Here is a 12,519-nt window from a genome sequence, read left to right on the forward strand (position 1 = left end):
ATGCTCCCCGAGCTCGCTCTGGTACCGGGCGAGCCCGCCGGGATCGGGCCGGAGCTCTGCATCCGTCTGATCCAGCAGCCGCGCACTGATTGCCGGCTGCTGGCGTTTGCCGACCCCGTCACCCTGCGTGCCGCGGCAACCGCCCTGTCCCTTCCGCTGCAGCTGCTGCCTGAAGAGGCGCACGCCTGCCGGCCCGGTGACCTGCGCCTTCGCGCGATCCCCAACGCCACGACCAGTCAGTTCGGCATGGCCGACCCCCGCAATGCATCGGCGGTGATCGACGCCCTGCTGGGCGCGGGCCAGGCCTGCCTCGACGGCAAGCTGGAGGGCGTAGTGACCGGCCCGGTGCACAAGGCCGTGATCAACGAGGGCGGTATCGCCTACAGCGGCACGACCGAACTGCTGGCCGACCAGGCCGGCGTACGCGTGGTGATGATGCTGGCCAACCCCATCGTCCGGGTGGCCCTTGCCACGACCCACCTGCCCCTGCGCGCGGTCGCCGATGCGATCACCGCCGACACCCTCGAACATGCCCTGCGCACGCTGCACGCTGCCTTGCAGCGCGAGTTCGGCATCGCACGGCCGCGCATTGCCGTGCTGGGGCTGAACCCGCATGCGGGCGAAGACGGGCATCTGGGGCGCGAAGAGCTGGACCTGATGATTCCGCTGCTGCAGCGCCTGCGCGGCGAAGGCATGGAACTGATCGGACCGCTGCCGGCAGACACGGCCTTCCTTCCGGCCAAGCTGGCCGGGTTCGACAGCGTGCTGGCGATGTATCACGACCAGGGGCTGCCGGTGCTCAAATATTCCGGGTTCGAGCAGGCCGTGAACCTGACCCTTGGACTGCCCTACCCCCGTGTCGCGGTGGACCATGGCACGGCGCTGGACCTGGCCGGTCGCGGCATCGCCGACCCCTCCAGCCTGCAGGCGGCCACCACCCTGTGTGCGCAGCTCGCCCGGCAACGTAGACTTACGACATGAATCCGCATTCCCCCACTGGCCCGGCGTTCACCGCCCCGGCCAAGAAGCAGCTTGGCCAGCACTTCCTGGCCGACCGTCACTACATCGACAGCATCGTGCGCGCGGTCAATCCCAAGGACGGCGATCGTCTGGTGGAGATCGGGCCCGGCCAGGGTGCGATCACCCTGCCGCTGCTGCGCCAGCATCCGAAGCTGACCGTCATCGAGTTCGACCGCGATCTGATCGCACCGCTCACCGCCGCCGCCGAACCGCTGGGCGAGTTGACCATCATCCAGAGCGACGTGCTGCGGGTGGACTTCACCGCGCTCGCGCAGGCCGAGGGGGGCAGTGGGCAGATCCGCCTAGTGGGCAACCTGCCGTACAACATTTCCTCGCCGATCCTGTTCCATGCGCTGGACCATGCCGGCGTAGTGCGCGACATGCACTTCATGCTGCAGAAGGAAGTGGTCGACCGCATGGCCGCCGGCCCGGGCAGCAAGGTGTTCGGGCGCTTGAGCGTGATGCTGCAGGCGTACTGCGAAGTCACCTCGCTGTTCGACGTGCCACCTGGCGCGTTCCGCCCGCCACCGAAGGTGGACTCGGCCGTGGTGCGGCTGGTGCCGCGTGATCCGGCCACGATCGGCATCAACGACCGCAAGCGCTTCGCCGAGGTGGTCAAGGCCGCGTTCGGCCAGCGTCGCAAGACGCTGCGCAACGCCCTCAACAACGTGGTCACGGCCGAGCAGTTCATTGCGGCCGGCGTTCGCCCCGATGCCCGCGCCGAACAGCTGGAGGTGGCGGAATTCGTCGCCTTGGCCAATGCAAGCTGATTACACTGCCACGATGCACGACGAACCCTATGCAATGGACGTGGAAGTGGCCCCCCGCTTCCTCGATGACCAGTCCGCCCCCGAAGATGGACGCTTCGCGTTCGCCTATACCATCCGCATCCACAATCGCGGCGGCATCGCCGTGCGCCTGGTGGCACGCCACTGGCGCATCACCGATGCCAATGGCCACGTCGAACACGTGGACGGCGATGGCGTGGTCGGTGAGCAGCCCCGGCTGCGGCCGGGTGAAGACTTCCGTTACACCTCCGGTGTCATGCTCGGTACGGAGCACGGCACGATGCAGGGGCACTACGACATGGTGGCCGACGATGGCACCGAGTTCGCCGCCGACATCGCGCCCTTCGTATTGACCATTCCCCGAACCCTGCACTGACACGGAGGCCAGGCCATGAGTGTGTGGGCTATCGGCGACCTGCAGGGTTGCTACGACGTCACCCAGCGACTGCTGGAAAAGATCAACTTCGATCCATCACAGGACACCCTGTGGTTCGCCGGTGACCTGGTGAACCGGGGCGGCCAGTCACTGGAAACGCTGCGCCTGGTGCATTCCCTGCGCGAACACAGCGTCGTGGTGCTGGGCAACCACGACCTGTCGCTGCTGGCCGTTGGCGCGCGTTCCGAAGAGGAACAGCGCAAGGTCAACCCGGACCTGCTGCGCGTGGTCACCGCCGAAGACCGCGACGTGCTGCTGGAATGGCTGCGCATGCAGAAACTGGTGCATACCGACCGCGAGCTGGGCTGGATGATGGTGCACGCCGGCCTCGCGCCGAAGTGGACCACGCAGATGGCAGAGAAGCATGCGCGCGAGGTGGAGCAGCAGCTGCACGGCAACGGCTATCGCAAACTGCTGCGCAACATGTATGGCGACAAGCCGATCTGGGCACCCAACCTGGCCGGCTATGATCGCTCCCGCGCGATCATCAACTTCTTTACCCGCATGCGGTACTGCACACCGCGGGCACGCATCGGCATCGAAGACAAAGGCACGCCCGGCACCCAGGAGCAGGGGCTGTACCCCTGGTTCGAAGTACCCGGACGGGTGGAGCGCGACCTCAAGGTCGTCTGTGGCCACTGGTCCGCGTTGGGCCTGACCATCACCCAGGGCGTGCACGCCATCGATACCGGCGCGGTCTGGGGCGGCAAGTTGACCGCACTCCAGCTGGATACCGATGAACTGCGCGTGGTGCAGGTGCCGGGCCGCGACGTGCCCGCGCCCGTAGCCGGCGCACGGCCACCGCGTGCGCCCAAGCCCAAGCCGAGGCCGCCGTTGCAGGCACGTCAGGAGCCGCAGGAAGGCGAAGCCGCCGCGCAGGGGCAGCCGGTGGCCGGTGAGACCCGCACGCGGGGACCCCGCCGGCGTCGCGGTCGCGGCCGCGGCAATGGCGGCGGTGGCGCCGCCAGCCCTCCTCCGTCGGAATAATCGCACTTGCAACAACGCCGCCTTTCGGCGGCGTTGTTGTTTCAGTCAGTGCCCCAGCAAGGGATCATTTGCCGCCCAGTCGCTCCCACAGGAAGCTGTAAGCCAGCGCCTGCATGTGCGCGGCCTGCGCATTGTTCGCTGCGCCGCCATGACCGCCTTCGATGTTCTCGTAGTAGGTCACGTCCTTGCCCGCATCGATCATCTTCGCCGCCATCTTGCGCGCGTGGCCCGGATGCACGCGGTCATCGCGCGTGGAGGTGGTGAACAACACCGGCGGGTACGTCTTCTTCGCATCGAACAGGTGATACGGCGAGAACGTCTTGATGTACTCCCAGTCGGCCGTGTCCGGATTGCCGTACTCGGCCATCCACGAGGCGCCCGCCAGCAGGTGGCTGTAGCGCTTCATGTCCAGCAGCGGCACCTGCACCACCACCGCACCGAACAGCTCCGGGTACTGGGTCAGCATGTTGCCGGTCAGCAGACCGCCGTTGCTGCCCCCCTGCACGCCCAGGTGCGGTGCCGACGTGATCTTGCGGCTGACCAGGTCCTGCGCCACCGCGGCCATGTCTTCGTAAGCCTTGTGACGGTTCTGCTTCAGCGCCGCCTGATGCCAGCGCGGACCGTACTCACCGCCACCACGGATGTTGGCGACCACGTACACGCCGCCCTTTTCCAGCCACGCCCGCCCCATGCCACCGGAGTAGTTCGGGGTCAGCGAGATCTCGAAACCACCGTAGCCGTACAGCAGGGTCGGATTCGAGCCATCGAGCTTCATGTCCTTGGCGTGCACCACGAAGTACGGCACGCGGGTGCCGTCCTTGCTGGTGGCGAAGTGCTGTTCGATCACCTTGCCTTCGGCATTGAAGAAGGCCGGCATCGTCTTCAGGACCTCCGGCTTCTGACCGATCTCGGCCAGCGCCAGCGTGGTCGGTGTCAGGTAGTCGGTGGCGGTCACCCACACCGCATCGCTGTCGTTGCTGTCCACTGCACCGACGCCCAGCGTGCCGAAGGTCGGCGCGCCGACGAACGGGCTGGTCTTCCAGCCACCGGTGCCCGGCGTCAGCACGCTCAGGCGGTTCTTGACGTCGTCCAGCACGTTCAGCACCACGTGGTTCTTCGTCCACACCGCACCGGCCAGCGAGGTGGTGTCGGTCGGCGCGAACAGCACGTCGAAGTCACGCTTGCCTGCCAGGAAGCCATCCAGGCGGGTGGCCAGCAGCGAGCCCGCCGCGTAGGTCCTGCCCCCCACCGTCCACGGCTCACGCAGCTCCAGGCTGAGCCACTGCTTGTGCAGACCCTTTTCAGCCGAGTTCGGCGCATCGATCCTGGTCAGCGTGCCATCGTCGCCCCGCAGATACAGTTCGTTGTTGTAGAAGGCCAGTGTGCGGCTGACCAGGTTGCGCTCGAAGCCGGGCGTATCGTCATGGAGGGCCGCGATGTACATGTCATCCGGCTTGCCCTCGTACACCACCTGCGCAGCGGACAGCGGCGTACCGCGCTTCCACAACTTCGCCACGCGCGGATAGCCGGAGCTGGTCATCGAACCATCGCCGAAATCGGTGTAGACGAACACGTTGTCGCGGTCGATCCAGCCCAGCCCGCCCTTGGATTCCGGGCGGAAGAAGCCGTCCTTGATCCAGCTGCGGTTACCCAGGTCGAACTCGCGGGTGACATCGGCATCGGCACCGCCGCGCGACAGCGCGATCAGGCAGCGGTTGTACTCAGGACGCAGGCATTCGACACCATGCCACACCCAGTTTTCGCCCTCGGCCTTGTTCAGTGCGTCCAGGTCGAGCACGGTTTCCCACTTCGGCGACGCCTTGCGGTACTCGGCCAGGGTGGTACGGCGCCACAGGCCCCGCTCGTGCTGGGCGTCCTTCCAGAAGTTGTAGTAGTAGTCGCCGATCTTTTCCACGCCGGGGATCTTGGCGTCCGAATCAAGTACTTCGCGGATGCTGGCTTCCATCTGCCGGAAGGCCGGGGTCTGCGCAAGGCGCCCTTCGGATTTCGCGTTCTGTTCCTTCACCCAGGCCAGCGGCTTGTCGCCGGCGACGTCTTCCAGCCAGGCGTAGCGGTCGTCGGAAGCCGGTTCAGCGGCCATGGCGGTCCCCGCCGAGGCGGTGGTCATCATGCCGGCCAGCAGGCAGGCGGAAGCGAGTCGTGACATTGCGGTTCCAGGCAGTCATAAGCTGCAGAACGCTAGCACAGCGTCGCGCCACCGCTCCTGTGTCGAAGGTCAGGCCACCCGCGGCTGACGGTGGCCACGTCGCCGGGCCTGCGGGCGATGGCGCGACGTCCAACGGGGCAGCGGGAAGCGCAGCAGGGCCCACCACGCGGTCAGCGGCATGGCCAGCAGCCAGAGCGGCAGCCAACCCAGCCACGCGCTGCTGCCGCGCGCTGCGGGCCAGACGACCACCAGCGCCAGACCGGCCAGGGCCACATGCCTGACGCAGCGCAGCAGGCGGGGATCGACCGCTTCGGCCTTCCGGCGGGGGGGAGCGGGGTTCATCTTCGACATGGCGTTCTCCGGCATAGGGTGGTGTCCAGGCGCCGACTGTGCCCGTGTCGTTTCTCACTGGCTGCGACATCCATCGGTCAGACACCATTGACGAATCCCTCGCGCGCATTCGACCATGCTTGCGCAAGCCCTCCTGGAGCCCGCTGCCTCATGCCGTCGATCCGCCCGCTTTGTATCCTCCTGCTCACCACCCTGATCGTCGGGCCGGGTTGTGCCATGTTCCGTTCGAGCGCGTCCAGCGCCCCGGAGCCCACTGAAACCGTTGACGCCAGCGCGTTGGGAGCGCCGATCAACCTGAAGCGCTTCATGGGCACCTGGTATGTGATCGGGCGCGTGCCCAATTTCATCGAGCGCGGGCATGTGGCCAGCGTCAATGAGTACACCCTGCGCGAGCCGCAGAAGATAGGCATCACCTACCGCTACCGCGATGGCTTCGGCGAACCCGTGCAGGAGATCCAGGCGCGGGCCTCTGTCGATGAAGACAGCGGCAACCACAACTGGCGCACCTGGTTCTATCGCGTGGTCCCCACGCATTCGCGGGTGCTGGAAGTCGCGCCGGACTACTCCTGGGCGCTGGTCGGGTATCCGGGCCGCGAAATGGCGTGGATCTTCGCGCGCAAGCCGGAAATGGAAAACGCCCTGTACAAGCAGCTGGCCGAGCGCCTGCGCGACGAATACGGGGTGAACACCGACAAGCTCAAGCGCGTGCCGCAGCAACGCAGCCAGGTCGACCGCCTGGGTTACGAGGTCCCCAACAAGCGCTGAGCGCCCCCGCAGGATCCACGGTAGAGCCGCCGGTAGAGCCGACTTCAGTCGGCTGCCCTGCACCAAGCACGAGGTAGAGCCGAAGGTAGAGCCGACTTCAGTCGGCTACCGTGCGTTGACACCAGCCGACTGAAGTCGGCTCTACCCGAGCGCTGCCCGAGCGCTTCTTGTGGCCGGACTGGCGCTGGCATGTGCAACGCGCGCAAGTGCGCCTTCCCTAAAGACGTCGATCCGGCCGGGATTCAGCGCGATGCCCACCACCGCCGGGATCGGCGGAATCGGCACGATCACGAGAAAGAAGAAGGGCACCCAGCAACGCTGAGCCTTGCGAGCGCGATGCCCTCCGCACTGCCGCGGCGAAGCATAGGACTACTGCACCACTGTCGTAATAAGTGCCGCAGTGCGCGACAGCATCAGACGCGAAACCCGAGGATCTGGCTGTCGAGCAGTGATGCTGCCCGACAAAACATTTCTTCTGGAGACCATCGTGAAGCATTTACTACTCGCGGCTGCAATCACTGTTGTCCTTTCCACGAACGCCGTCCATGCAACAGAGCCCGTCGCTGCCCACCACGGTCTGCTTGACCTGGCGCAGTTACAGGTCCTGCTGGGCCTGGAGAATCCGCACCCGACTGCGGGCTCCAACCCGGACCAATCGATCGTCTGGTTCACCGACAGCGCATTGGCCGACGCCGACCGCCGTGCCACGGCAGTGGACGCCTACCGACGCGGCCACCCGGTCGCGGTGCTGCGGCAGGATCAGGACGCCGCAGTGGATACCGTGCTGCACGGTATCTTTGGCCTGTCATCTTCGGCCGCACTGACGATCTACGTGCGACATCCAGACGGTTCACCCCACCTGCATACGGTGGCCGAGCTCCCGGAGTCGATTGGCGATCGTCAGCAGCTTGCGCGCACCCTCATCGAAAGCATCGACACCGCGTCCAAGGCGCTGCGCGGACCTGGGCCGTCGACGGCGGCTCCCTCCACCGATGGCGCAGAACTCGTCGCCCTGCCCGTCATGGTCTTCACCGAAACTCAGTACGCGTCAACCGGCAATGGCGCCTTCGTCACAGTGCGCGGCGAGATCGTGCGTGATAGCGGCCGCGCCCACGACGCCTTGGTAGTGAGCGCGAAATCGACTCACAACCTGAAGCCCCATGACAACGGGAAGTCCGGCCCAAGCATCGTCGTTCCAGGCAAGTACGAGTACTTTCTCCGCCTGTTCACCCCGGACAACACCGGGACCCTGCCCAAGCTCAGTGAATCACGGCCGGCCAGCTCACCATCAACCGACCTGAACATCAGCGAGTCGCACACCACCACGACCAGTTACGGTTTCGGACTGAGTCGTGAGGTGAGCGCAGGCTTGAACAAAGAGGGTCCCTCCGTGGGGGCGAAAGCGGCCTTCAGCTTTGACTTTTCGCGCTCTTACAGCACAACCAACGCATTGTCCTTCACCGTAAAGGACTACTCGATCGGCGCCAATGCGGTGCAGACTCCAGCCCAGACCTCGCGCGTCTACTGGCAGATGCCATTGGCTTCAGCGATCGCCTCCAAGGCGGATTACTTCGGCAGGTCGCCGAGTGAAATTAAAATGACCGCGTCAATGCGGCAGGTGACCGCCGAGGGAAGCGCCGTATGGTTCATCCCCGGCACGTACACCGGCACGATGAGCCTGTCCGCCGGCGGAAAAATCGACAACCTTGGGTTCGACGGCTCTGCCATAGATCACAAGCCCGATCCATACCTTCAGCCCACTGCCTCGGTGAGCATCCGTGCGGACTCGCCTTACCTCACACGCGAAGTGACCGTCTTCATCCAGTCAAAAGCGGGCAACGGCGGCTGCCTGCGCGATGAACACGGCGTTGTGGTCCTGCGCCAGTGCCCGGATGTTGCACAGGGCAACTGGATCGAAGACCTGCATGCACAGTGGCAACTGGATACCCAGGGCCGCTACTTCAATCGGGGCTCGAAGAAATGCATGCGGATCCTCACCTCGGGCTCGGCGCCAGGCGGAGGCGGGGAGATCGTGATGCAGGACTGTTTGCTCAACCGCGACCAGCAATGGGAATGGCAGACCGACCGCATCTATACCCAACACGGGGAAGGTGAATCGGAATGGCGCATGTTCGTCGGGCCGGGCGACATCGTCGGCGTGCGCACGACCGGCAAGCCGGAGTACCAGCCCATTCCATTCAACCCCAACCATGCATTGCTCAAGCCATGGTCCAGTTACCCCAAAAAGCCGGGGAGCGCCGACTTCATCCCGAAGTTGGGCGACATCGGTCCCAACGATCCGGTATCGGACGAAACGAAACGCCTGGGCCCGCCGTTGGCGCAAGAACGCTGGGAGCTGATCGTGCTGCGCCAGTCATTGCACCGCTGAACGCGGGCTCCACTTCTGCATTCTCAAGCGGCCTGAAGGTGTCCGCCGAGACACGCAGGCACGCGGGCTTACCTGCGGCTGTAATGGGCGACCAACCGGTCGCCCAGCATCTGCAGCAACTGCACCAGCACCAGCAGCAGCACCACGGTGACCAGCGCCACATCGGTGTGCGAGCGCTGGTAGCCGTCGCGGAAGGCCAGGTCACCCAAGCCACCGGAGCCGATCGCACCGCCCATCGCAGTAAAGCCGATCAGCGCCACGGTGGTGACCGTTGCCCCGGCGATCAGGCCTGGGCGGGCTTCCGGCAGCAGTACACGCGTCACCAGCTGCCAAGTCGTCGCCCCCATCGCCTGGGTCGCTTCGATGACGCCGCGGTCCACTTCACGCAGCGCGGTTTCCACCAGGCGCGCGTAGAACGGGGCCGCGCCGATCACCAGCGGCACGATCGCGCCCCGCACGCCGAGCGAGGTGCCCATCAGCGCCAGCGTGACCGGGATCAGCACGATCATCAGGATGATGAAGGGCACCGACCGCAGCAGATTCACCACCAGTGCCAGTCCACCATAGGCAAAGGGGCGCCGGCGCATCCGCGGCGCGCCGAACAGATACAACAGCACCCCCAACGGCAGGCCGATGGCCAGCGTCAGCGGCAACGAGCCCGCCAGCATCAGCAGCGTATCCAGCGTGGCCTGGCCGATGTCGGCCCACTTGCCCGCATCGAGATGGCGGAAGAACCCGCCGTTGCTTGCGATGATCATCGACGCAGTTCCTCCACGTGCACGCCCGCCGCACTGAATGCTTGTTGCGCAGCCGCTTGGTCACCGCCGACCAGCGATACGATCAGCTGGCCATACGGGGTGTCCTTGATGCGGTCGATGCGACCGGACAGGATGTTGTAGTCCACCCCCGTCTGCCGGGCGACACTGCCCAGCAGGGGCTGGTAGGTGTCCCCGCCAAGAAAGGTCAGCCGCACGATGGTGCCGCCCACGGTATCGAAATCACGGTGCAGGATGCCCTCATCCACGTGCTCGGACTCGCTGACGAACCGACGCGTCGTCGCGTGCTGCGGATGCAGGAACACGTCGGTGACTGGACCGGTCTCCACCATGTGCCCCGCATCCAGCACCGCCACCCGGTCACAGACGCGGCGGATCACATCCATCTCGTGGGTGATCAGCACGATGGTCAGGCCGAGCTCGCGATTGATCTTCGCCAGCAATGCCAGCACCGAGGCCGTGGTCTGTGGATCCAGCGCGCTGGTGGCCTCGTCGCACAACAGGATCTGCGGCCGGGTGGACAACGCACGGGCGATACCGACACGCTGCTTCTGTCCGCCGGACAGCTGCGCGGGATACTTGTCGGCGTGATCCTGCAAGCCCACTGTCTGCAGCAGCTCGGCGACGCGCGCATCGATTTCCGCGCGCGGCGTGCCGGCCAGTTCCAAGGGAAAGGCAACATTGCCGGTCACGGTGCGTGAGGACAGCAGGTTGAAGTGCTGGAAAATCATGCCGATGCGCCGCCGCAGCGTGCGCAGCCCCTGCGCATCCAGCGCGGTGACGTCCTCGCCGTCGATCAGCAGGCGCCCACCGGAAGGCTCTTCCAGGCGGTTGATCAAACGGATCAGGGTCGACTTGCCGGCACCGGAGTGGCCGATGATGCCGAACACCTCGCCTGCCTGGATGGTCAGGTCCAGCGGCTGCAGCGCACTGACGGCGCGGCCGGCCACGACATAGGATTTGTGCAGGCGCTGGAACTCGATCACGGGGTCGACTCACCAAGGGGCGAACAGGGGGCGTGCAGCCTATCAGCACGGGCGCAGCAGCGCCCGTACCGGCAGATCGAATGATATTCCGTCTGCTTCTAAGCAGCCGTGATCGACCGTCGTTTACGGCGCTGCCGGGTACGTCAACGGCCGGAGGCGATCCGCCCGCAATGCAGATATGCGTTGGGCGTCGCTCGCCGGTCGTTGCGGAAATCGATCACCGCCATGGTGCTGCCGCGACCCGCTCCCGCAGAGTGAGCGCACCTTCAAGTCCCGCAAAGAGTGCTCCGATGATGAGCGTTGCCCCCAACTCCTCGGCGTCGCCGATCCGTGAGCGTTCGGTGCGCCCCGTCCTGGTGTCGACGCACCCTCACAGGGGTGTCCGGCTGCTCAATGGGGCCCTGCCGGCAGGCAACCGCGACGACGCCGGGGCCATCGCGCGCCCCTCGATCCGCCTAGCCACTGCATGCCAGGTGATGGACCGCTATCCGCACGCAGCGGAGCTGTTTCTGGCCGGACTGGCGCGTGATAATGGGCCTGACAGCCCACCTTCCACGCTGATCAACCTACTCGTTGCGCACGCCGAGCTGATCAGGCAGGTGGACGAGCGACTCCGCACCCTCGGTGCAGCCGGGTTGGCAATGCTGCAGCGTCGGCTGCTCCAGGCCCCCGCCTATCACGCCACGCAGGACGTCTTTGCCGGCTTTCTGTCGCATCACGACCAGCGCTCGTTTGATCGCAGCGTATGCCGGGCCGACGCGCGCGCACTTGGCGGCGAAGATGCGAAGCCGGAGGTCCGGCCGACGCTGCCGGAGGCCGCGCCCGCTCCCCTCCGCAGCAACATGCTTCGCCTGAGGTCACCCTTGGCGGCGGCCACCGGACTGCTGATGGCCAGCCGGGTCGCACCGGCGGCTGCTGTACCCGAGGAGGCCGGCCTGATGGCCGTGCAGGCAGCCTCGTCGGCGTCAGGGTCGGCGATGGCCTGCGGGCGGCCGGCGCTGGCCATGATCGGCGGTGCGCTCGCCCTGTCCGGTACCGCCTTGCTCGCGGCCACCACGCAGTGGCGGATGGCACCGGAGGGCGATGAACCCCTTCCCCTCGTGCAGCCGCGCGTAGCCGACCCACAAGCGGTCGCGGCTGCCTTGGACTATCTGGGAACCTGCCATCACGCCAACTGCGAACGGCTGCTGGACAGGCTGCTGTGGCACGGCTTGGGCGACAACCACGCCACGTCGGCCCTCTCCGAAGCCATCAGTGCGGTGGAAAGCGCCCCACTGACCAACTTGGTCGGTGCCCATCTCGACCCCGGTCCATGGCTGGGTGCGCTGGCCGAACTGGAGCTGGACGACACGCAGCGACCCGGGCCTGTCCCGACAGCGCTACGAAGCATCCGGCAAAAGCGCAGCGTGTCCGGACCACAGCATCCGATGCGCCCGCGCAGCCGACGTCTCGCCCCCCTGATCGACCAATGCAGGACGATCCGCCCCTTGCAGCAAACGCTGCCCCATGTGGAAAACGCGTTGGCATCCGTTGCCCGGCCCGACGACATCGCCCTCCTGCGGGGCCACAAACTACGCGCGCTGGGCGGATGCCTTGCTGAAGTGCGCAAAAACCTCAACACCCTGCAATCGCGACTGGAAGGGCTCAGGCAGACCATTGCCCAGCGCGATCCAACACCCACGGGCATCGATATCCCGCGTATCGCGGCACTTGACCGGCTGATCAAGCGGGTCGAACGACTGTCGACGACGACGGTCGCCACGCTGCGCATGGTCAACCAACGCATCCTCGCGGCGATGGGCTGATCCCGCTGATCGGTGGGTTGGCCCGATCCACCCCGCTCACGCTGCCTGC

The 12,519-nt window shown here is 66.0% G+C and carries 11 protein-coding genes; 7 read left to right on the forward strand and 4 right to left on the reverse strand.

The window, feature by feature from the left end; all coding sequences use genetic code 11:
- The 4 genes from pdxA to IFT58_RS06160 are packed head-to-tail and all read left to right on the forward strand — an operon-like array spanning nt 1 to nt 3,231.
- A complete protein-coding gene (pdxA, locus tag IFT58_RS06145; protein ID WP_192094199.1) occupies nt 1–981 on the forward strand; it encodes a 4-hydroxythreonine-4-phosphate dehydrogenase PdxA in 981 nt (326 codons plus the stop codon).
- On the forward strand, nt 978–1,790 hold the full coding sequence (gene rsmA, locus IFT58_RS06150; protein ID WP_192094200.1) for a 16S rRNA (adenine(1518)-N(6)/adenine(1519)-N(6))-dimethyltransferase RsmA: 813 nt from the start codon (nt 978–980) through the stop codon (nt 1,788–1,790). The genes pdxA and rsmA overlap by 4 nt, the downstream gene beginning before the upstream one ends.
- Before the next feature lie 13 nt (nt 1,791–1,803).
- Entirely contained in the window at nt 1,804–2,184 is a 381-nt protein-coding gene (apaG, locus tag IFT58_RS06155) for a Co2+/Mg2+ efflux protein ApaG (RefSeq protein ID WP_188325030.1), read from the forward strand.
- 15 nt (nt 2,185–2,199) lie between these two features.
- A complete protein-coding gene (locus IFT58_RS06160) occupies nt 2,200–3,231 on the forward strand; it encodes a symmetrical bis(5'-nucleosyl)-tetraphosphatase (protein WP_192080823.1) in 1,032 nt (343 codons plus the stop codon).
- Between the two features lie 64 nt (nt 3,232–3,295).
- Here the strand turns inward: IFT58_RS06160 and IFT58_RS06165 are convergent, their stop codons facing one another.
- Nucleotides 3,296–5,398 carry a prolyl oligopeptidase family serine peptidase gene (locus IFT58_RS06165; RefSeq protein WP_192094201.1) on the reverse strand — a complete coding sequence of 701 codons (2,103 nt, stop codon included), beginning with the start codon at nt 5,396–5,398 and terminating at the stop codon, nt 3,296–3,298.
- A 69-nt stretch (nt 5,399–5,467) separates the two neighbouring features.
- The gene (locus IFT58_RS06170; RefSeq protein ID WP_188325033.1) at nt 5,468–5,749 is read right to left on the reverse strand and encodes a hypothetical protein; all 282 of its coding nucleotides are present in this window, start codon (nt 5,747–5,749) and stop codon (nt 5,468–5,470) included.
- Between the two features lie 150 nt (nt 5,750–5,899).
- On the opposite strand from IFT58_RS06170, the gene IFT58_RS06175 reads away from it, so the two are divergent.
- Together IFT58_RS06175 and IFT58_RS06180 are read left to right on the forward strand one after the other, a co-directional pair.
- On the forward strand, nt 5,900–6,514 hold the full coding sequence (locus IFT58_RS06175; protein ID WP_192080821.1) for a lipocalin family protein: 615 nt from the start codon (nt 5,900–5,902) through the stop codon (nt 6,512–6,514).
- Between the two features lie 448 nt (nt 6,515–6,962).
- On the forward strand, nt 6,963–8,903 hold the full coding sequence (locus IFT58_RS06180; RefSeq protein WP_192094202.1) for a hypothetical protein: 1,941 nt from the start codon (nt 6,963–6,965) through the stop codon (nt 8,901–8,903).
- A gap of 68 nt (nt 8,904–8,971) precedes the next feature.
- On the opposite strand, the gene IFT58_RS06185 is transcribed toward IFT58_RS06180, so the two are convergent.
- Together IFT58_RS06185 and IFT58_RS06190 are read right to left on the reverse strand one after the other, a co-directional pair.
- Nucleotides 8,972–9,661 (reverse strand): methionine ABC transporter permease, encoded by a 690-nt coding sequence (locus tag IFT58_RS06185; RefSeq protein WP_188325036.1) that lies wholly within the window; start codon nt 9,659–9,661, stop codon nt 8,972–8,974.
- Nucleotides 9,658–10,665, reverse strand: a complete 1,008-nt coding sequence (locus IFT58_RS06190; RefSeq protein ID WP_192080819.1) for an ATP-binding cassette domain-containing protein — start codon at nt 10,663–10,665, stop codon at nt 9,658–9,660. Before IFT58_RS06190 ends, IFT58_RS06185 begins: the two co-directional genes overlap by 4 nt.
- 293 nt (nt 10,666–10,958) lie before the next feature.
- On the opposite strand from IFT58_RS06190, the gene IFT58_RS06195 reads away from it, so the two are divergent.
- Nucleotides 10,959–12,470, forward strand: a complete 1,512-nt coding sequence (locus IFT58_RS06195) for a hypothetical protein (protein WP_192094203.1) — start codon at nt 10,959–10,961, stop codon at nt 12,468–12,470.
- Nucleotides 12,471–12,519 lie beyond the last annotated feature (49 nt).

Origin of the sequence: Stenotrophomonas sp. CFBP 13718 (assembly GCF_014842145.1) — a bacterium.
Lineage (GTDB): Bacteria > Pseudomonadota > Gammaproteobacteria > Xanthomonadales > Xanthomonadaceae > Stenotrophomonas.